This is a genomic window from Pseudomonas sp. DCB_BI (genome assembly GCF_026240995.1).
Lineage (GTDB): Bacteria > Pseudomonadota > Gammaproteobacteria > Pseudomonadales > Pseudomonadaceae > Aquipseudomonas.
On sequence record NZ_JAPFCG010000019.1, the window covers coordinates 91,552 to 110,872 of the forward strand.

17 protein-coding genes, 1 tRNA gene and 1 pseudogene are annotated in these 19,321 nt (G+C 60.1%); 17 read left to right on the top strand and 2 right to left on the bottom strand.

Features of this window, described 5'->3' with window-relative positions; genetic code table 11:
• Positions 1-53: 53 nt before the first annotated feature.
• Complete coding sequence (gene gcvA / locus OO258_RS20405; RefSeq protein ID WP_110744698.1) at positions 54-950, bottom strand: transcriptional regulator GcvA; 897 nt, start codon at positions 948-950, stop codon at positions 54-56.
• A 255-nt stretch (positions 951-1,205) separates the two neighbouring features.
• Between gcvA and OO258_RS20410 the strand changes: the two genes are divergently transcribed.
• The 3 genes from OO258_RS20410 to OO258_RS20420 all read left to right on the top strand — a co-directional run bounded on the left by OO258_RS20410 (position 1,206) and on the right by OO258_RS20420 (position 3,926).
• Positions 1,206-2,588, top strand: a complete 1,383-nt coding sequence (locus OO258_RS20410; RefSeq protein WP_110744697.1) for an amino acid permease — start codon at positions 1,206-1,208, stop codon at positions 2,586-2,588.
• A gap of 57 nt (positions 2,589-2,645) precedes the next feature.
• Entirely contained in the window at positions 2,646-3,143 is a 498-nt protein-coding gene (locus OO258_RS20415) for a PaaI family thioesterase (RefSeq protein ID WP_266032201.1), read from the top strand.
• An 87-nt stretch (positions 3,144-3,230) separates the two neighbouring features.
• Complete coding sequence (locus tag OO258_RS20420; protein ID WP_110744695.1) at positions 3,231-3,926, top strand: glutathione S-transferase N-terminal domain-containing protein; 696 nt, start codon at positions 3,231-3,233, stop codon at positions 3,924-3,926.
• 18 nt (positions 3,927-3,944) lie between these two features.
• On the opposite strand, the gene OO258_RS20425 is transcribed toward OO258_RS20420, so the two are convergent.
• On the bottom strand, positions 3,945-5,561 hold the full coding sequence (locus OO258_RS20425; RefSeq protein ID WP_266032202.1) for an inorganic phosphate transporter: 1,617 nt from the start codon (positions 5,559-5,561) through the stop codon (positions 3,945-3,947).
• A 127-nt stretch (positions 5,562-5,688) separates the two neighbouring features.
• Here OO258_RS20425 and OO258_RS20430 point away from each other — a divergent pair.
• The 14 genes and pseudogenes from OO258_RS20430 to OO258_RS20500 all read left to right on the top strand — a co-directional run.
• Positions 5,689-5,831: pseudogene (locus tag OO258_RS20430) on the top strand (DUF488 family protein); the annotation flags it as partial.
• Between the two features lie 26 nt (positions 5,832-5,857).
• A complete protein-coding gene (locus tag OO258_RS20435) occupies positions 5,858-6,295 on the top strand; it encodes a GNAT family N-acetyltransferase (RefSeq protein WP_266032203.1) in 438 nt (145 codons plus the stop codon).
• Between the two features lie 111 nt (positions 6,296-6,406).
• Positions 6,407-6,796 carry a helix-turn-helix domain-containing protein gene (locus OO258_RS20440; RefSeq protein WP_266032204.1) on the top strand — a complete coding sequence of 130 codons (390 nt, stop codon included), beginning with the start codon at positions 6,407-6,409 and terminating at the stop codon, positions 6,794-6,796.
• 63 nt (positions 6,797-6,859) lie between these two features.
• Positions 6,860-7,498 (top strand): UvrY/SirA/GacA family response regulator transcription factor, encoded by a 639-nt coding sequence (uvrY, locus tag OO258_RS20445; protein WP_003251380.1) that lies wholly within the window; start codon positions 6,860-6,862, stop codon positions 7,496-7,498.
• Positions 7,499-7,504: 6 nt separating this feature from the next.
• Positions 7,505-9,328, top strand: a complete 1,824-nt coding sequence (gene uvrC / locus OO258_RS20450) for an excinuclease ABC subunit UvrC (protein ID WP_266032205.1) — start codon at positions 7,505-7,507, stop codon at positions 9,326-9,328.
• 33 nt (positions 9,329-9,361) lie between these two features.
• Positions 9,362-9,922 (top strand): CDP-diacylglycerol--glycerol-3-phosphate 3-phosphatidyltransferase, encoded by a 561-nt coding sequence (pgsA, locus tag OO258_RS20455; RefSeq protein WP_016488197.1) that lies wholly within the window; start codon positions 9,362-9,364, stop codon positions 9,920-9,922.
• A 63-nt stretch (positions 9,923-9,985) separates the two neighbouring features.
• Positions 9,986-10,061 (top strand) — tRNA-Gly (locus OO258_RS20460).
• A 229-nt stretch (positions 10,062-10,290) separates the two neighbouring features.
• On the top strand, positions 10,291-10,827 hold the full coding sequence (locus OO258_RS20465; RefSeq protein ID WP_266032206.1) for an Arm DNA-binding domain-containing protein: 537 nt from the start codon (positions 10,291-10,293) through the stop codon (positions 10,825-10,827).
• Positions 10,828-11,011: 184 nt separating this feature from the next.
• Complete coding sequence (locus tag OO258_RS20470) at positions 11,012-12,964, top strand: type VI secretion system tip protein VgrG (protein ID WP_266032207.1); 1,953 nt, start codon at positions 11,012-11,014, stop codon at positions 12,962-12,964.
• 35 nt (positions 12,965-12,999) lie between these two features.
• Positions 13,000-13,449 (top strand): DcrB-related protein, encoded by a 450-nt coding sequence (locus tag OO258_RS20475; protein ID WP_110744687.1) that lies wholly within the window; start codon positions 13,000-13,002, stop codon positions 13,447-13,449.
• A gap of 47 nt (positions 13,450-13,496) precedes the next feature.
• Positions 13,497-17,687, top strand: a complete 4,191-nt coding sequence (locus OO258_RS20480) for an RHS repeat-associated core domain-containing protein (protein ID WP_266032208.1) — start codon at positions 13,497-13,499, stop codon at positions 17,685-17,687.
• The gene (locus tag OO258_RS20485) at positions 17,681-18,082 is read left to right on the top strand and encodes a hypothetical protein (protein WP_266032209.1); all 402 of its coding nucleotides are present in this window, start codon (positions 17,681-17,683) and stop codon (positions 18,080-18,082) included. Before OO258_RS20480 ends, OO258_RS20485 begins: the two co-directional genes overlap by 7 nt.
• A complete protein-coding gene (locus tag OO258_RS20490; RefSeq protein ID WP_266032210.1) occupies positions 18,079-18,288 on the top strand; it encodes a hypothetical protein in 210 nt (69 codons plus the stop codon). The genes OO258_RS20485 and OO258_RS20490 overlap by 4 nt, the downstream gene beginning before the upstream one ends.
• A gap of 186 nt (positions 18,289-18,474) precedes the next feature.
• Positions 18,475-19,317 carry an RHS repeat domain-containing protein gene (locus tag OO258_RS20500; RefSeq protein WP_266032211.1) on the top strand — a complete coding sequence of 281 codons (843 nt, stop codon included), beginning with the start codon at positions 18,475-18,477 and terminating at the stop codon, positions 19,315-19,317.
• Positions 19,318-19,321 lie beyond the last annotated feature (4 nt).

Sequence of the window (19,321 nt, forward strand, 5' to 3'; positions counted from 1 at the left end):
TATTCGATTGCGATCATTCCCTGAATTCGCGATCTTGGCCGGTACAGGTCAAATCAGTCCCCCTCAGCCACCCGCTCCCGAATCCACTGCACGAAGGCCCTGATCTTGGGTACTTCGGCCGCATGCTCGGCATGCGCAATGAAGTGCTTGCCATTGCTCGCCACCGGGTGGTCCCAGGCCACCACCAGCTTGCCTTCGCTCAGCTCCTCGGCCACCAGGTAGCGCGGAATCAGGGCAATACCGCAGCCGGCGATGGCTGCTCGAATGCACAGGTAGAACGTGTCGAAACGCGGCCCGTGGTAGCTGTTCTGGCTGTGCAGCCCCAGCCCCAGGAACCATTCATGCCAGGCCTCCGGCCGCGACACGCACTGCAGCAGGCGGTGCTCGGTCAGCGCCTGGGCGCTGTGGAAAGGGTGGTTGGCCAGCAACTGCGGGCTGCACACCGGTACCACTTCTTCGCTGAACAGCTCGATGCAGGTTGCCCCAGGCCATGTGCCCTGGCCGAAGAAAAAGGCCACGTCGGCCTTGGCCTGCACCAGGTCGAATGGCTCCAGTTCGTTGCGCACGTCCAGGTGAATGCGTGGGTAACGGTCGCCGAAACCCTTGAGTTTCGGCACTAGCCAGCGCGCGCCGAAGGTCGGCTGGGTGGCGATGCGCAGCACTTCGGTTTCGTCGCCGTAACTGAGGATGTAGCGGCTGGAAATGTCGATCTGGGTAAGGATCTTGTTCACTTCGGTGAGGTACAGCGCGCCGGCCGGGGTCAGGTGCAGGCGCCGACGAATACGCTGGAACAGCGAGTGCGAAAGCATGTCTTCGAGCTGCGCCACCTGCTTGCTGACGGCGCTCTGGGTCAGGTGCAGTTCCTGTGCCGCGCGGGTGAAGCTGAGGTGGCGGGCGGCCGCTTCGAAGCACTGAAGGGCGGTGGTCGAAGGCATCAGGCGTTTGGACATGACGGGCGAATACCGAGCAAAAAAAGATGAAGTTCATTCCAAAGTGGAATCATGTGGTTCGAAAAGGTCGTTTGTTGACCCCCGCCTATAGATTAATACTGACCTGGATCAACGATTACAACCGGTCATGTGAAGAGGAGGTCAGTAGCCGCTTCCAGCATCTGCAAAACAACAACAACGACTATCAGAAATTTACAAGAATTCTGCTCCGACCTTCAGCCGCCTCAAAGCGGCCGACCCATTCGAGGGTTATTCATGGCTTCCCAAGACAACAAGAAACAGCGTTCCCTGCAGCACGGCCTGACCTCCCGTCAGGTTTCGATGATCTCCATTGCCGGCATCATAGGCGCGGGCTTGTTCATCGGTTCGTCAAACGCCATCGCCACCGCCGGTCCGGCCATTCTCATTTCCTACGCCATGACCGGCCTGCTGGTATTGCTGGTGATGCGCATGCTGGGCGAAATGGCCATCGCCAACCCTAACAGCGGCTCGTTCTCCACCTATGCCTCGGAGGCCATCGGCCCGTGGGCGGGCTTCACCATCGGCTGGTTGTACTGGTGGTTCTGGGTGCTGATCATTCCGGTCGAGGCCATCGCTGGCGCCGACATCCTGCATGCTTACTTCCCTGGGATACCGTCCTGGTTGTTCGCCTTCCTGATCATGCTGGTGCTGTCGGGTACCAACCTGATCAGCGTGAAGAACTTTGGCGCCTTCGAGTACTGGTTCGCACTGGTCAAGGTGGTGGCGATCATTGCCTTCATCGTGGTCTGCAGCCTGGCGGTATTCGGCTTCTGGCCGCTGGCCGAAGTGTCCGGGGTCACCCGGCTGTGGGACAGCGGCGGCTTCATGCCCAACGGTTTTGGCACTGTGCTCGGTGGCGTGCTGATCACGATCTTCTCGTTCTTCGGCGCCGAAATCGTCACCATTGCCGCTGACGAAACTGCAAACCCGAAAGACAAGATTCGCCGTGCGACCAACCTGGTGGTGTACCGCATCGCCATCTTCTACCTGGCGTCGATCTTCCTGGTGGTATCGCTGGTGGCCTGGAACGACCCCGGGCTGAAAGCCGTCGGTTCGTTCCAGCGCGTGCTGGAAGTACTGAACGTGCCAGGCGCCAAGTTGCTGGTCGACCTGGTGGTACTGGTGGCAGTGACCAGTTGCATGAACTCGGGCCTGTATACGGCGTCGCGCATGCTCTACTCGCTGGGCGCTCGCGGCCAGGCCCTCAGCGTGACCAAGCGTATCTCCGGCTCGGGTGTGCCGACCGTGGCGGTCATTTTCTCGACGCTTGCCGGTTTTGCCGGGTGTCTGGTCAACTATGCGTTCCCGGGCAAGGTCTTCGGCTTCTTGCTGTCTACCACCGGCGCCATTGCTTTGCTGGTGTATCTGGTGATCGCCGTGTCCCAGCTGCGCATGCGGGCCCGCGCCGAACGTGAAGGGCGGCCGTTGGAACTGAAGATGTGGCTGTTCCCGTGGCTCACCTGGCTGGTCATCGGCACCATCGTCATGGTCCTGGGCTACATGCTGTTCAGCGATGCCTACCGCTATGAAACCCTTATGACCGCTGGGGTGACCACGTTCATCCTGCTGGTTTCGCTGACCCAGCGCCGTGCCAAGGCAGTTGCCCAGCCGGCCTGACGTATCTGCTTTAATGGGGGCGTTGCGCGCCCCCATTTCAACAAGTACAGGAAGCGTATGACTGATCACCCACTTTCGCTTCAGGCCCTGGCGGCGCCTGAAGGCACCTGCTACGGCTGCGGCTGCTCCCACCCCAGTGGCCTGCACCTGCAAAGTCACTGGGACACCGACGGCATCCACCTGGTATGCCGGCACGCCCCCGACGCCACCTTCATCGGCTGGCCGGGCCTGGTCTACGGCGGCCTGCTGGCGATGTTGGTGGATTGCCATTCCAATTGGACGGCCATGGCCTACCACTATCGCAACGAAGGACGCGAGCCGGGCAGCCTGCCGCGTATCGATTGCGTGACCGGCACACTCAACTTGACCTACCTCAAGCCTACGCCAATGGGTGTCGAGCTTTTGCTCAAAGCCCGCGTGGAAGGGGAAGTGGGGCGCAAGAGCCGGGTGATTTGCGAAGTCTGGGCCGAGGATGTGCTGACCGTGACCGCCGACTCCGTGTTCGTCCGTGTCGATACCGAAAAGCTCAAGCTCAAGGCCCACGGCCAGGCTTGAGTTGCCAGCGCTGATAAGTGGTCGGTGATGGTCAGCGGCCGGGGATGTCTCTAGAGTGACAGGTTCATTCCCCAGGCAAGGTTGATCATGACCGATCTCAGCGCTTTCCCTGTTACCCGCAAGTGGCCCGCCAAACACCCCGAACGCCTGCAACTGTATTCGTTGCCGACGCCCAACGGCGTCAAGGTGTCGATCATGCTCGAAGAAATCGGCCTGGCCTACGAGGCACACAAGGTCAGCTTCGACAACGATGACCAGTTGAGCCCCGAGTTCATTTCGCTCAGCGCCAACAACAAGATCCCCGCAATCCTCGACCCAGACGGCCCGGGCGGCCAGCCGTTGCCGCTGTTCGAATCAGGGGCGATCTTGCAGTACCTGGCCGAAAAAAGTGGACAGCTGCTCAGCCAGGACCCTGCCCAGCGTTACCAGACGCTGCAGTGGCTGATGTTCCAGATGGGCGGCATCGGGCCGATGTTCGGCCAGGTCGGGTTTTTCCATTTCTTTGCTGGCAAGGAATATGAAGACAAGCGCCCGCGCGACCGCTATGTCAACGAGTCCAAACGGCTGCTGGGTGTGCTGGATCGGCATTTGAAAGGTCGGCAGTGGATGGCAGAGGAATACAGCATCGCCGACATCGCCATCTTCCCGTGGGTGCGTAACCTGGTCGAGCGCTACAACGCCCGTGAACTGGTGGGCTTCGACCAGTTCAAGGAAGTGCAGCGGGTTTTGGCGAATTTCCTCGAGCGGCCAGCCGTGCAGCGTGGCCTGAAAATCCCGGGCTGATCAAGACGGGGTACGGGTTCAGAAGATGTGGTTCAGCAACCAGTACAGGCTGCCGGCCAACAGCATCGCTGCCGGCAAGGTCAGCACCCAGGCCATCAGCAGGTTGAACAAAGTACGCGTCTGAATACCCGAGCCATTGGCCACCATGGTCCCGGCCACCCCCGAGCTCAGCACGTGGGTGGTCGAGACCGGCAGCCCGAACATATCCGCCGCGCCGATGGTGCACATCGCCACCACTTCGGCTGATGCGCCCTGTGCATAGCTGAGGTGGGTCTTGCCGATCTTCTCGCCAACGGTGACCACAATACGCCGCCAGCCAACCATGGTCCCCAGCCCGAGCGCGATGGCTACCGCCACCTTCACCCACAGCGGAATATAGCGGGTGGCGTCGTCCAGCTGAGCCTTGAACAGCTGCACATGGCTGCGGGTGTCGGCATCGAATGCCACCAAGCGGTACTTCTCGATCAGGCGAATGGCTTCGCTGGTCAGGTACATGTCATTGCGCACGTTGGCCATGGCTTCTGCCGGTATGCGCTTGAGCGAGCCGTAGCCTTTGACCTCTGCACCGATCATCCCGGTCAGCGCCGCCAGCGCCGGTACCAATTGCGGGCCGGCCTTGGGCTCGCCAATGAACGCAGTCAGGGTCTGGCGCGGATCGCCCAGGGCCGCTTGCGGGTCGCTGCGCACCAGTGCCTGGCGGGTCACTTCGGCGACGGCGGAAAACTGCAAAGCTTGCTCGTTGGGCATGGTCTTGTTCAGCGCATACGCCATTGGCAGGGTGCCGACCAGAATCAACATGATCAGGCCCATGCCTTTCTGGCCATCGTTGGAGCCGTGGGCGAACGACACCCCGGTACACGTGAGGATCAGTACGCCACGAATCCACCAAGGCGGCGGTGTCTGGCCTTGTGGCGCCTGATACAAAGCCTGACGCTTGACCAGCGCACGCAAGGCGAGCAGCAACAGGGCGGCGCAGGCAAAGCCGATCAGCGGGGAGAGCAACAGGGCGTAACCCACCTTGCTGGCCTGGGCCCAGTCCACGCCGCTGGTGCCGTCACGGCCATGCATCAGGGCATTGGCCACACCCACACCGATGATCGAACCGATCAGGGTGTGCGAGGATGACGCCGGCAGCCCCAGCCACCAGGTGCCGAGGTTCCAGATGATCGCCGCCAACAGCAGGGCAAAAACCATCGCGAAGCCGGCCGAGGAACCTACCTGTAGAATCAGTTCCACCGGCAGCAGGGCGATGATGCCGAAAGCCACTGCGCCACTGGAAAGCAGCACACCCAGGAAGTTGCACAGCCCGGACCACACCACCGCGACCGGTGCCGGCAGCGCATGGGTGTAGATCACGGTAGCCACCGCGTTGGCGGTGTCGTGGAAGCCATTGACGAATTCGAAGCCCAAGGCAATCAACAGTGCCAGGCCCAGCAGCAGAAACGGCGTGACCGTGGTGATCACCGTGCCGCTGGCGCTGACATCCTGTTTCAGGCTCCAGGCGGTGTAGGCGATACCCGCCAGCAGCAGGCCGCAGAACAACACGAGGGTGGCCCACCCGGGCTTGTGGGCAAGCTGCGGTCGGGCGTCGCGTTGCGCCAGGTGCGGCTGGCGGGCCAGTAGCGGGGTTGCCATGATGGCTCCGGTGGGCATTGGGCGAGTTGCCGAAGGCCTTGAGCATAGGAACAATTCGGCGCCCGACCGTGACCTCGATCAATGAATTATCTAGGCTCAAGACGGACGGTATATGCAGGAGAAAGCCATGATCCGCTGCAAGCGTGTCTACCTTACGGTCACCGACGATGATGGCCAGCGTGTGCTGGTAGACCGCCTGTGGCCGCACAACTCCACAACGAAAACTCGCAAGGGCAGTGGTTGCGCGAAGTGGCACCCTCGAATGACTTGTGCCGTCTGCAGTGAGTAGCGTGCTGATGCCCCTGCAACTGATTGCCGCCAACGACAGCCACCGTACGTTTGCCCGCGACCTTACCCGGCGCGCCATGCTGCCGTACTACCGGGAATATGATCTGCTCTGGATCGAAGAGGCATTCGACCAGGCCTGGGCGTGGCGCGAGCAGTGGTTGATCTGCGAAGGCGATAGCCTGCTGGGTTTCTGCAGCCTCAGCCAGGATCGTGAGGCGCTGTTTATCCGCGAGTTGCACCTGTTGCCCGAGCATCGCGGGCGCGGTGTCGGCAGCTGGGTATTGGAAACGTTGGCGCTGTGGGCGGGGCAGCGGCGGTTGCCGTTGCTGAGGCTGATGGTATTTCGCAGCAACCCGGCACGCCTGCTGTATCAGCGCCACAGCTTCGTCGAAATGGGCGAAGACGATTGCTTTGTGCGGATGCAGCGCGTGATCAATAATGGCTAAATAGTGGCTTGCCCCGGCTTTTGCGCATGGGCATAGTGGATCCATATGCTCCGGCTGGCGGCAAGGTGCCAACCCGTGCCTGAGGGATATCAGGGTAGAGGAGAAGCCCCCATGAATGGAATCGGTCCGCGGCTGCGGGAAGAGCGTGAGCGGCTGGGCATGACTCAGCGTGTGTTTGGCGATATCGGTGGTGTAGAACCCAACGCACAAGGTAAATACGAAAGTGGCGAGCGCACGCCGCGGGCTGATTACCTGGCAGCCCTGGCGGCCAAGGGCGTAGATGCGCTGTACGTGCTCAGCGGTATCCGCACCCCGGTACCGGTCGAAGGCTCGAATACGGATGAGTCCGGTTTGCTTGGGGCATTCCGGCAATTGTCGCCTGACGACCAGGCGGCGCTCTGGCACTTGCTGCGGCGCCTGGCTGGCCGTGATAACCACCGGCAAACAGTGCGGCCCCTCGCCGTGGAGCGTAAGACCTTTCTTACGGAAGTAATGCGTTAGGCCCACTGTGAAAAATTTTGTTAAGGTGGCGGGATCCAATCGCCCTGCTGACGAGGTGTGTGCTTGATTAGGGTCTTAGTGGTCGACGATCACGATCTGGTACGAACCGGTATTACCCGCATGCTGGCCGACATTGATGGCCTGCAGGTGGTGGGTGAGGGTGATTCAGGCGAGTCGGCACTGAAGCTGGCCCGCGAGCTGAAGCCGGATGTGGTGCTGATGGACGTGAAAATGCCCGGCATCGGCGGCCTGGAGGCCACCCGCAAACTGCTGCGCAGCCATCCGGACATCAAGGTGGTCGCCGTGACTGTGTGCGAGGAAGACCCATTCCCCACCCGCTTGTTGCAGGCCGGCGCTGCCGGCTACCTGACCAAGGGCGCAGGCCTCGATGAAATGGTCCAGGCCATCCGCCTGGCGTTTGCCGGCCAGCGCTACATCAGCCCGCAGATTGCCCAGCAGCTGGCGCTGAAACCGTTCCAGCCACAGGGCTCGCCGTTCGACGCGCTGTCCGAGCGGGAAATCCAGATTGCCCTGATGATTGTCGGCTGCCAGAAAGTGCAGATCATCTCCGACAAGTTGTGCCTCTCGCCCAAGACCGTCAATACTTACCGTTATCGGATCTTTGAAAAACTCTCGGTCACCAGCGACGTTGAACTGACGTTGCTGGCCGTTCGCCACGGTATGGTTGACGCAAGCCTGTAAAACCTCATGTCCCAAGTCTTTGATGCCAGCGCATTCCTGGCGACCTGCAGCGGTCGCCCGGGCGTTTACCGGATGTTCGACGCCGAAGCCCGGCTGCTTTATGTGGGCAAGGCCAAGAACCTGAAGAAACGCCTGGCCAGTTATTTCCGCAAGACTGGCCTGGCGCCCAAGACCGCTGCGTTGGTAGCGCGTATCGCCCAGGTCGAAACCACCATCACCGCCAACGAAACCGAGGCGTTGCTGCTGGAGCAGAACCTGATCAAGGAATGGCGGCCACCCTACAACATCCTGCTGCGCGACGATAAATCTTACCCCTATGTGTTCCTGTCCGATGGCGAGTTCCCGCGGCTGGGCATTCACCGTGGGGCGAAGAAGGCCAAGGGCCGCTACTTTGGCCCTTACCCCAGCGCCGGGGCCATCCGCGAAAGCCTCAGCTTGCTGCAAAAGGCCTTCTCGGTGCGCCAGTGCGAAGACAGCTACTACGCCAACCGCACCCGGCCGTGCCTGCAGTACCAGATCAAACGCTGCAAAGGGCCGTGCACCGACCTGGTCACCGCCGAAGAATACGCCGACGACGTGCGCCACTCGGTCATGTTCCTCGAAGGCCGCAGCCAGCAATTGGGCAACGAGTTGAACGCCGAAATGGAGAAGGCCGCCATGGCCCTCAACTTCGAAAAGGCAGCCGAGTTGCGCGACCAGATCGCCTTGTTGCGCCGCGTGCAGGACCAGCAGTACATCGAGGGCGGCAGTGGTGAGGTCGATGTCATCGCCGCCTTCGTCAACCCGGGTGGTGCCTGCGTGCACCTGATCAGCGTGCGCGGCGGCCGGGTGCTGGGCAGCAAGAACTTCTTCCCGCAGGTGGGCATCGAGGAGGAGGTGGCCGAGGTGATGGCCGCATTCCTTTCCCAGTACTACCTGGGTAACGCAGAACGCGAACTGCCCGGCGAGTTGATCGTCAACGTCGTTCACGAAGACTTCGATGCCATTACCGAAGCGCTGCACACGCTGCGTGGCCGTGAGCTGACCATCAGCCACCGGGTACGTGGTACACGCGCCCGCTGGCAGCAGTTGGCAGTGACCAATGCCGAGCAGGCGTTGAATGCGCGCCTGGCCAACCGCCAGCACATGGCCGCGCGTTTCGAGGCTTTGGCCGAAGTGCTGGGCCTGGACGAGGTGCCGCAGCGGCTTGAATGCTATGACATCAGTCATTCCAGTGGCGAAGCCACCGTGGCCAGTTGCGTGGTATTCGGCCCTGAAGGCGCGCTGAAGTCCGACTATCGCCGCTTCAACATCGAAGGTGTCACAGCCGGCGATGACTACGCCGCCATGCACCAGGCCCTGACCCGCCGGTACGGGCGTATCAAGGACGGTGAGGGCAAGCTGCCCGACGTGTTGCTGGTGGACGGCGGCAAGGGGCAGCTGAACATGGCCCGCGATGTGATGCAGGAACTGGGCTTCACCGACCTGACCCTGCTTGGCGTGGCCAAGGGTGTGACCCGCAAGGCCGGCTTTGAAACCCTGTACCTGAATGACGTGCACCACGAGTTCACACTGAAAGGTGATTCACCGGCCCTGCACCTGATTCAGCAGATCCGCGACGAAGCCCACCGATTTGCCATTACCGGGCACCGCGCTCGTCGCGGCAAGGCCCGCCGGGTGTCCAGCCTGGAGGATGTGGCCGGGGTCGGGCCCAAGCGTCGGCGCGACCTGCTGAAACATTTCGGCGGCCTGCAGGAGCTCAACCGCGCCAGTATCGATGAAATCGCCAAAGCCCCCGGCATCAGTAAAAAGCTTGCCGAGTCGATTTATGCCAGCCTGCATAGCGAGTAGAATGCCGGGCTCAACTTGCAGCCAGTCGTACCGATGAATATTCCAAACCTGCTCACCGTTCTACGCGTCCTGCTCATTCCGTGCTTCATTCTGCTGTTCTATATGCCCTATCAGTGGAGCTACATGGCCGCCAGCAGCGTGTTTGCCGTTGCCGCCGCCACCGACTGGCTGGACGGCTACCTGGCGCGACGCCTGCAGCAGAGCACGCCGTTCGGCGCCTTCCTGGACCCGGTGGCCGACAAGCTGATGGTGGCGGTCGCCCTGGTGCTGCTGGTGCAGACCCACGCCAATTTCTGGCTGACCCTGCCGGCGGCGGTCATCATCGGCCGCGAAATCGTGGTGTCGGCGTTGCGCGAGTGGATGGCCGAGCTGGGCGCGCGGGCGCATGTGGCGGTGTCCAACCTCGGTAAGTGGAAGACTGCGGCGCAGATGCTGGCGCTGGTGATCCTGCTGGGCAACCCGCCGGCGGTGACCTTCTGGGTAATCCTGGGCTACGGGCTGCTGCTGGTGGCTGCGGGGCTGACGCTGTGGTCGATGGTGCACTACCTGTTGGCCGCCTGGCCGCACCTGCGCGAAGGCTCTGAACAGAAATAAACTTTTTTTGAATCAAGGGGTTGACGCTGTTTTAGAAATCGCTAGAATGGCACCCATCACGACGCGGGAATAGCTCAGTTGGTAGAGCACGACCTTGCCAAGGTCGGGGTCGCGAGTTCGAGTCTCGTTTCCCGCTCCAAATAAAGATCTACAGGTTTAACTCGAACTCTGTAAATCGTTGAAAAAAGGCCCTTCGGGGCCTTTTTTCGTTCCAGCGCAGTCTGCCTGAATCCACCAGCAGCCACGAAATTCCAGTACATTTTTAAGTACAGCGATTCCGGGTAGTTGGCGTGGCGGGTTGATGGCTGAGCTGGGGCTTGGGCATCGATATACATCTCCTCGACCTTACGAGACCGGGAGATGTACACATGCCCTTGTCCGACACTGCCGTCCGCCAAGCAAAGCCGACCGGCAAGAACTTCACCCTCAAAGACACTGCTGGCCGTGCACTGTTCGTCGGTGCCATAGGTGCCAAGCAGTGGCACTTCCGTTTCTATTGGTCGGGCAAGCAAGCCCGGATATCAATGGGCGTCTATCCAGCCTTCAGCCTCAAGGAGGCGAGGGAGGCGCAGGACCAAGCGCGTGCGCTGGTTTCCCCGGGTGTCGATCCTCGCGCCGACCCCGTGAGGCTCGCCTGGCTGCCTGTTCGGCGTCCGAGAACTCCTTTCGTTCTGTTTTCAACGACTGGGAGCCTTGAGGGCATTGAGCCTCAAACGGGGGCGGCAAAGCACGCTGGAGCCGATCGAACGGCTCTTGAACTCATCGGTGTAGTTGCGGCGAGTGGTCGGGTACATGGCAACCTGCAAGATAGCGATGTAAGTATCGCTTCTTGGCGTCCCTTGTCACGGGACAGGCCCAGTGAGTCAGACATGCGCAAAGGCCGCGCAGCGCCCAGACGTAACTGATCTTAAACAGTGGCAAAAGGTGTGTTTTCAATCAAACTGACGGCGCCGGCGGCTTCGAGATAAATTCTTACAATATGGCTTCACCCCTTACGGCGTAAGGCCTGTAGGTCGAGTGAGCAAATTTTTGCGCAGTAGAAATCGGGTTAGAGTCCGCGACCTCAAAGCTTCCGTTCGAGGACAGTGGATGTTCAAGCCTGCCAACGCCGCTCAGTTCACCTTGACTATTCCTGCTGCCAGCCATGACCTGCAGGTGCTGGCCTTCACCGGTGAGGAGGCAATCAGTACGCCGTACAGTTTCCACGTCGATTGCGTCAGCCGACGTGCAGATCTGGATTTGGAGGCCCTGCTCGATCAGCCGGCTTTCCTGAGCTTCGGGTTCGCTGGTGAAGGGATTCACGGATTGATTCATCAGGTAGGCCAGGGTGAATCCGGTAAGCGGCTGACGCGCTATTCATTGACCCTAGTGCCCTGTATTGCCTATCTGGATTTGCGCACTAATCACCGGATTTTCCAGGCGATGACGGTGCAGCAGATCATTGTGCAGGTGCTGAAGGAGCATGGCATTCTCGCTGATGTTTGCCATTTCCACTTTGGGCCGACCCCTTACCCTGAGCGGAATTACTGTGTGCAGTACGGAGAGTCCGATCTGCACTTCCTGCATCGCCTCTGCGAAGAGGAAGGCATCCATTACCATTTCCAGCACCATGCAGATGGCCATCATCTGATTTTCGGCGATGACCAGACCGTCTTCACCAAGCTCGGCCGGCCAACGGCTTACGCCCAGGACACCGGGTTGGTAGCCGACGAGCCAGTCATCAAACGCTTCGGCAAGCGCATAGCAGCACGCATCAGCCATGTGGCTCACAGGGATTACAACTTCGAGAAGCCGCGTTTACAGATGCAAGCGCAGACCGGCAGCGAAGCAGCTGCAGTTCTGGAGCGTTATGAGTACCCAGGACGGTTCGCTGATCGACTTCGCGGCAAGCACCTGTCCAAGCGCATCCTGGAACGAGACCGAGCCGATTACGCCTTGGCAGAAGGCGATGGCGATCAGCCGACCTTGCGCAGCGGCTATTTCTTGGAGCTGTCCGATCACCCTCGGCAGGAGTGGAACGATCTGTGGCTGCTTGGCAGCGTTCGCCATGAAGGGCGGCAGCCGCAAGTGCTCGAAGAGTCCATCAGCAGCCAGGTCGAGGTGGGTGACGGCTTCCAGCAGGGTTACCGCAACTGGTTCACTGCCACACCCTGGGATGTGTTCTATCGACCACCGGCTTGTCATCGCAAACCCTTGGCCCTGGCAACACAGACCGCCGTGGTCACTGGCCCGCCAGGGGAAGAAATCTATTGCGACCAGTATGGGCGGGTGAAGGTGCAGTTCTTCTGGGATCGCAGTGACCAGTACAACGACAACAGCAGTTGTTGGGTCCGTGTTGCCTCCTCCTGGGCTGGTAGCCGCTATGGGGCTATCGCTGTCCCCCGAGTGGGAATGGAAGTGGTCGTCAGCTTTCTCGAGGGCGATCCAGACCAGCCCATCATTAGCGGCTGCCTGCATCATGCCGAGCACCTCGTGCCCTATGACCTGCCTGCCAACAAGACCCGCACGGTGTTCAAGACCAGCAGCACGCCAGGCGGGGGCGGTTTCAACGAACTGCGCATCGAGGATCGCGCCGGCCAGGAGCAAATCTACATCCATGCCCAGCGCGATCAGGACTGTGTGGTCGAGAACAACGAGACTCACTGCGTTGGCGTGAACCGCCTGCACAACATAGGCCAGGACGAAACCATCATGATCGGCCAGAACCGCGCATGTGCGGTGAAGGTAGATGACACCTTGCGTGTTGGTGGCGCCAAGCTCGATAGCGTTGGTACCGGCTATCTCATGGAAGCCGGCGAGCAGATTAGGCTGGTTTGCGGGCAGAGCGTTCTGGAAATGCATGCTGACGGCCGCATCAATCTCTCTGGCGTTCAGTTCAACCTCACCGTCAGCGGCGATGGCGAGATCAATACCGGCGGTGATCTGAATCTCAACATGCCCGGCGGTGCCGCAGCCACCGCGCCGGGAGCAGACGGCATCAAGGGCACCATAGAGTCCAACGTCAACGCCATCTTCACCGATCCGCCCAAGCCGGCAACCTGACTAGAAACGTAAACACCCCAGGAAATTCATTTGTTATGGACTACCTACTCCAGGAAGGCCGGGTCACCCTGCCGGCCACTTTTCAAGACCGCAGCGTCAATATGTTCATCCCTGGTAGCACCGTGCCTGCCTCATTCAGCCTGACCGTTGCGCGTGACACGACCCTGCCAGGTGAAGTGCTGTCTGACTACATCGACCGCCAGGTCGGTCTGATCGCCGCCAAGTTGCGCAAGTTCAAGCGGCAAAGTACCCGCGACGCCCTGTTGGGTGCGCAATCAGCACTGCCCGGTCTGCAGGTTGATGCCCACTACCAGAGCGATGGCCAGACCATCTACCAACGCCAGGCAGTGTTCCTGATATCGACGGATCGGGCCCTGGTGTTTTCCGGTACCAGCAAAAGCCCGTTTGACGATCAACTGAACCAGCTTTGGGCAGATGTGTTGGCCAGCTTTCAGCCGCACTCGTCGGCACCGACCACACCCTAAAGGAAACTCAACTGTCCCGCGTGGCAGACGCACAGGGAGGCGTTCGCATGTTCGAAGCGGCGCGGCTGCACGATGAAATTGCTCACACCAGCGCCTTGGCAGGCTTTCTGGTAGGCGCGGCACTTGGGTTGGCACTGATCGTCGCGGTGGCATTCGCCACGGCCACCTGTGGCTTGGGCGTGGCGTTGATCGCAGGGCTGTTGGCCGGGGTAGGGGGGATGGTACTGACCTCCTTCGGCGAAGCCGCAGGCAAGATGTTCAGCACGCCCGCCGGTGGTATCGAGACAGGCTCACCCAACGTCTTCATCAATGGTTTTAAAGCCGCACAAGTCGAGGGCAGCGAGGCTGATTGCAAAAAGCACCCGAACCCCAGGCCGCTGGTGGCCGAAGGTTCGGCAAAGGTGTTCTATAACGGTCTGCCGGCTGCCCGTAAGGGCGACAAGCTGACCTGTGGCGGGGTCATCGACAGCGGTTCGGCAAACACCTTCATTGGCGCAGAGCGCGAGCAATATCTCGAGATCCAGGACGAGGTGCCGGAATGGCTGCGCACCACGGTGGACATCCTCATGGCGCTGGCGGGATCTGCCGTGGGAATAGCCAAGCTGGCATTGATGGCTGGTAAGTCCGGCCTCAAGGTGTTCACGCCCTGTGCCTTGAAGTTCGCTGCCGGGTTTGCCGCTGGCGAAGTGGCGGGTCGCTTTGTCGTCGGCCCAGCAATCAGTCGTGCCTTTGGCGGCTTGTTCGGCAACCCGGTCGATGCGGTGAGCGGGCGCAAGCTGCTGCTGGAAGAAAACGAAACCGACTTCACCCTGCCGGGGCTGATGCCGGTGGTGTGGTCGCGTTTCTACGCCAGCGACCTGAACCACGAAGGCCTACTCGGTCGCGGTTGGGTCTTGCCTTGGGAGCAAAGCCTGCGCCTGGAGGGTGAGCAACTGCTGCTGCGCGACAACCAGGGCCGCGAACTGCCGCTGCCAACCCTTGCGCCGGGCGAGCGCCTGTACCTCACCGATCAGCAGTTCTTCCTGGTGTGCACGGAGGGTGGCCATTTCCTGCTGCAAACCCTGGACAACCATTTCTTCTACTTTGGCGAAGTGCCTGTAGACGGCGACCCTGCGCCGTTGCGTCGGGTGGAAAACGCTCTAGGCCACTACCTCAATTTTTGTTACGACCGCCAACAGCGCTTGAATGACATCTGCGCCACGGGCGGCATTCGCCTGCACCTGTGCTACGACCACCGCGACGACCGTCTGAGCCGTGTCGAACGGGTGGTGGCCAACTCCCCGGTGGAGACCTTGGTGCATTATCGGTACGACGGCCATGGCCAACTGGCGCAGGTTACCGACCGCAATGGCGCACACATCCGGCGCTTCACCTACCAACAGGGGGTGATGACCGCTCATGAGAACGCCTTGGGCCTAACCTGCGAGTACCGCTGGGCGACGTTATCCGACGGTGTTCTGCGTGTGGCTGAGCACTGGACCAGCGACGGCGAGCGCTACCGCTTTTTCTATGATCTCGAAAAGCGCGAAACCACCATCGTCGATGCCCTCGGCCGGCGCGCGAAGGTTCACTACAACGACCAGCGTCGCGTTATCGCCAGTCAAGACTTCGGTGGCGAGCACTATCGGACCGAACTGGACGACGCGGGGAACACGACCGGGGTGACGTTGCCCGATGGCAATACACTCAAGCTGGTCTATGACGACCTGTCCCGCCTGGTGGAAGAAACCGATCCGTTGGGCCGTTCCACACGCTACGCCTATCACCTTGATACCAGCCTGTTGACCGCCATCGAGCGCCCGGACGGCAGCCGCGAGCAATGGATCTACGACCGTAGCGGCATTTTATTGGAAAGCATCGATCCGCTGGGCCAGACCACCCGCTACCTCAATACCGACGACGGCCTGCCGCACACCCGTTACGACCCCCAAGGCAACATCACGCACCTGACCTGGAGCGCGTTGGGCCAGGTGCTACAGCATCAGGATTGTTCCGGACAGCGCACGCGCTACGACTACGATGAGCGCCTGCATCTGGTCGGCATCACCGATGCCCTGGAGCAGACCCTGCGCCTGATTCGCCAGCCCGGCGGTGAGATTCTGCGCATCGAACAGCCCGATGGCAGCTGCGATGTCTATGGCTACAATGCCCTGGGCCAGGTCACCAGCCATACCAATGGCGATGGCCGCACCACATACCTGGAGCGTACCGCCCGCGGCCTGCCGAAACGGCGCAAGGATGCACGCGGGCAGCAGGTGCACTACCAGTATGACGACGCCCAGCGCCTGATACGGCTGGTCAACGAGAACCAGGCTGCCTATCGCTTCAGCTACGACGCCAGTGACCGCTTGCAGGAAGAAGTGCGCGTCGATGGCCTGCGCCTTCGTTACCGCTATAGCGTCAGCGGTACCCTGGCCGAACTGGAGGAAACTGCCGAGCAGGGCCTGCAAGCGCTCAGTCGAACCCAGCAGTTCGAGCATGACGCGGTCGGTCGCCTGGTGAGCCGCACCACGGCGGACAGCCATCTGGCGTATCACTACGACGAAGCCGATCGCCTCACGGCCATCGAGCGCCGGCCCAGCACGGCCGGCAAAGCTTTGGGCATCGAGCCCGAGCGCCTGGCGTTTGCTTATGACGCAAGCGGTCGCCTGACCGAAGAGCACAGTGCGCAAGGCATACTCGGCTACCAGTACGACGCGTTGGGCAACCTGACCACCCTGACCTTGCCCGACGGCCGCCAGCTCAATCACCTGTACTACGGCAGCGGTCACCTGCACCAGATCAACCTGGATGGCCTGCTGGTCAGCGACTTCGAACGCGACGCGTTGCACCGGGAAACCCTGCGCAGCCAAGGTGCGCTCACCAGCCGCTTCGGTTATGACGCCATCGGTCGCAAGCAGTGGCAAGGGGCGGTCCGCTTGCCACACGAGGCGTTGGCTGAGTTGCAGGAGCAGGGCAGCCGGCTGCTGGGTTCGCCGGAGCATCCGTCCACCCTGATCCATCGGCGCTATCAGTACAGCCCCGGTGGTGAGCTCAAGCTCACCGCTGATAATCACCGGGGTATGACTGACTACGGTTACGACGCCGTGGGTCAGTTGCACAGCCGTGAGCCCCGCCATCCCCAGCTACAGGCCGAGGACTTCCGCTACGACGCTGCCGGCAACCTGTGCGGCACCGGCGCCTGGCAGTTCGAGGCGCAGCCCAGCAACCGCCTGAAAGCTTGGGGTGACCTGCGGTTCAGCTATGACGCTTGGGGTAACCTGAGTGAGAAGAGCCGCAGTAACGGCGCCTATCAGCGTTTTCACTACGACAGCGAGAACCGCCTGGTCCGTGCAGAAACCTGGCATGGCATAAAGTTGCAAAGTGAAGCGCGTTACCGCTACGACTGCCTGGGTCGGCGTATTGGCAAAGAGGTCACCCGCAACGGTCAGACCGGCCGTATTACGTTCCTGTGGCAAGGGTTGCGCCTGCTGCAAGAGCAGCAACCGCAATTGCGCAGCCTGTACATCTACGAGCCGGACAGCTACGCCCCGCTGGCGCGCATCGACAGCGATCCCGAGCAGCCGGAACGACCCGGCAAGTGCTACTGGTTCCACACGGATCAGATCGGTACGCCGCAAGAGCTGACCGATGCCGAAGGGCAGGTGGTGTGGCGGGCGTACTACAAGGCCTGGGGCGAGCTGGAGGCGCTGTCGCCGAACGGGGTGGAGCAGAACCTGCGGTTTCAGGGGCAGTACCACGACCGGGAAACGGGGCTGCACTACAATACGTTTCGGTATTACGATCCGGGGGTGGGGCGGTTTACGACGCAGGATCCGATTGGGTTGGTGGGTGGGATTAATCTTTACCAGTATGCGGTGAATCCGCTGGGATGGATTGATCCACTTGGACTAAGTGGTAGTGGGCTTGTTAATGGGATTCCTAAAAATCCCGGAATTGCTCGACGCTTCATGTCAAAGGCTGAATATAAGAATTTCCTGAAGGCTGGCTTTAGATTTGATCCGACAGATCCAAGAGGAGGTATAAGCGTCACCTCTGTTAAGGTAGACCCTAGAAATCCTAATGCAATAAGAAGGAGTACTGGTGCCTTGGGTGCTGATTACTATGTGGATATTGATACAAGAGGTAAAAATGTTGAGCTAAAAGGAAAGACGAAGGGTAATGTAATGGATTGGAAAATCAAGGATGACGTGCTGCCGGAAAATATCGTGAAAAAAGGGAGGGTTGGGACGTGCTGAGTGATACGCTAAAGCAGTTTGATGAAGTGTATGATAAGTTGTGGCGGGAAATAAGGGAGGAAGACGGCTCGGATAGCTGCTTTTCTCCTGAGGACATTTCAGTTTTAGAGCGCTTGATATATGCAAAAATATTTCATTTGAAAGCTTTTGAAATATTGTTAAAGTGCGCCCCTAGTAATGCGCTAGATATACTGAAAATGCGTTATTTATCGCTTGATCTTGCTAACAACTCTAAAGATCATGTTGCTGATCTTGAGGTTATGTTATCTGACGTAAATGAAATTCTCGGTAGGGATGCTTTGGAAGAATTATTAAGCTGTTCTGAATTTTTGCTGGATAACATGAAAAACCAACGGGTTGTTGATGCCATTGAATTTTCCAGAAATGCAGATTGAAAGATTTGTCGCCGGAGCATCCGTCCACCCTGATCCATCGGCGCTATCAGTACAGCCCCGGTGGTGAGCTCAAGCTCACCGCTGATAATCACCGGGGTATGACTGACTACGGTTACGACGCCGTGGGTCAGTTGCACAGCCGTGAGCCCCGCCATCCCCAGCTACAGGCCGAGGACTTCCGCTACGACGCTGCCGGCAACCTGTGAGGCACCGGCGCCTGGCAGTTCGAGGCGCAGCCCAGCAACCGCCTGAAAGCTTGGGGTGACCTGCGGTTCAGCTATGACGCTTGGGGTAACCTGAGTGAGAAGAGCCGCAGTAACGGCGCCTATCAGCGTTTTCACTACGACAGCGAGAACCGCCTGGTCCGTGCAGAAACCTGGCATGGCACACAGTTGCAAAGTGAAGCGCGTTACCGCTACGACTGCCTGGGTCGGCGTATTGGCAAAGAGGTCACCCGCAACGGTCAGACCGAGCGCATTACGTTCCTGTGGCAAGGGTTGCACCTGTTGCAAGAGCAGCAAGCGCAATTGCGCAGCCTGTATATCTACGAGCCGGACAGCTACGCCCCGCTGGCGCGCATCGACAGCGATCCCGAGCAGCCGGAACGACCCGGCAAGTGCTACTGGTTCCACACGGACCAGATCGGCACGCCGCAAGAGCTGACCGATGCCGAAGGGCAGGTGGTGTGGCGGGCGTACTACAAGGCGTGGGGCGAGCTGGAGGCGCTGTCGCCGAAGGGGGTGGAGCAGAACCTGCGGTTTCAGGGGCAGTACCACGACCGGGAAACGGGGCTGCACTACAATACGTTTCGGTATTACGATCCGGGGGTGGGGCGGTTTACGACGCAGGATCCGATTGGGTTGGCGGGTGGGATTAATCTTTACCAGTATGCGGTGAATCCGCTAGGGTGGATTGATCCCTGGGGACTTAGCGGTGATTGTTTTTCCACTAAAAGCAATGGTAAATATACTGAGCCTGACTTGCCCCCTAAGGTTGTTGCTAAGAACGGCGAAGTTCAGATCGTGCACTACACGAGAAGTGGAGATCATGGTCCTGCTCATCTCCATGTTAAAGGTGGCGGCCCTGAAGCAAAGATAGGGCAAGCAGGAAAGCCAATAAAAGGCTCGCCTCAACTAACATCCAAGCAACAAATGCTGGTTGATGCCAACCGCTCCGTGATTCGCAAAGTGGTTGGGAAGATTCAGAAGTGGTACAAATATCAGTCTATGGAGTGAGGTG

What these genes read in the sequence shown, in the direction of transcription:
- gcvA (WP_110744698.1), bottom strand. Translation starts at nt 950, where the DNA reads ATGTCCAAACGCCTGATGCCTTCGACCACCGCCCTTCAGTGCTTCGAA.
- OO258_RS20410 (WP_110744697.1), top strand. Translation starts at nt 1,206, where the DNA reads ATGGCTTCCCAAGACAACAAGAAACAGCGTTCCCTGCAGCACGGCCTG.
- OO258_RS20415 (WP_266032201.1), top strand. Translation starts at nt 2,646, where the DNA reads ATGACTGATCACCCACTTTCGCTTCAGGCCCTGGCGGCGCCTGAAGGC.
- OO258_RS20420 (WP_110744695.1), top strand. Translation starts at nt 3,231, where the DNA reads ATGACCGATCTCAGCGCTTTCCCTGTTACCCGCAAGTGGCCCGCCAAA.
- OO258_RS20425 (WP_266032202.1), bottom strand. Translation starts at nt 5,561, where the DNA reads ATGGCAACCCCGCTACTGGCCCGCCAGCCGCACCTGGCGCAACGCGAC.
- OO258_RS20435 (WP_266032203.1), top strand. Translation starts at nt 5,858, where the DNA reads ATGCCCCTGCAACTGATTGCCGCCAACGACAGCCACCGTACGTTTGCC.
- OO258_RS20440 (WP_266032204.1), top strand. Translation starts at nt 6,407, where the DNA reads ATGAATGGAATCGGTCCGCGGCTGCGGGAAGAGCGTGAGCGGCTGGGC.
- uvrC (WP_266032205.1), top strand. Translation starts at nt 7,505, where the DNA reads ATGTCCCAAGTCTTTGATGCCAGCGCATTCCTGGCGACCTGCAGCGGT.
- pgsA (WP_016488197.1), top strand. Translation starts at nt 9,362, where the DNA reads ATGAATATTCCAAACCTGCTCACCGTTCTACGCGTCCTGCTCATTCCG.
- OO258_RS20465 (WP_266032206.1), top strand. Translation starts at nt 10,291, where the DNA reads ATGCCCTTGTCCGACACTGCCGTCCGCCAAGCAAAGCCGACCGGCAAG.
- OO258_RS20470 (WP_266032207.1), top strand. Translation starts at nt 11,012, where the DNA reads ATGTTCAAGCCTGCCAACGCCGCTCAGTTCACCTTGACTATTCCTGCT.
- OO258_RS20475 (WP_110744687.1), top strand. Translation starts at nt 13,000, where the DNA reads ATGGACTACCTACTCCAGGAAGGCCGGGTCACCCTGCCGGCCACTTTT.
- OO258_RS20480 (WP_266032208.1), top strand. Translation starts at nt 13,497, where the DNA reads ATGTTCGAAGCGGCGCGGCTGCACGATGAAATTGCTCACACCAGCGCC.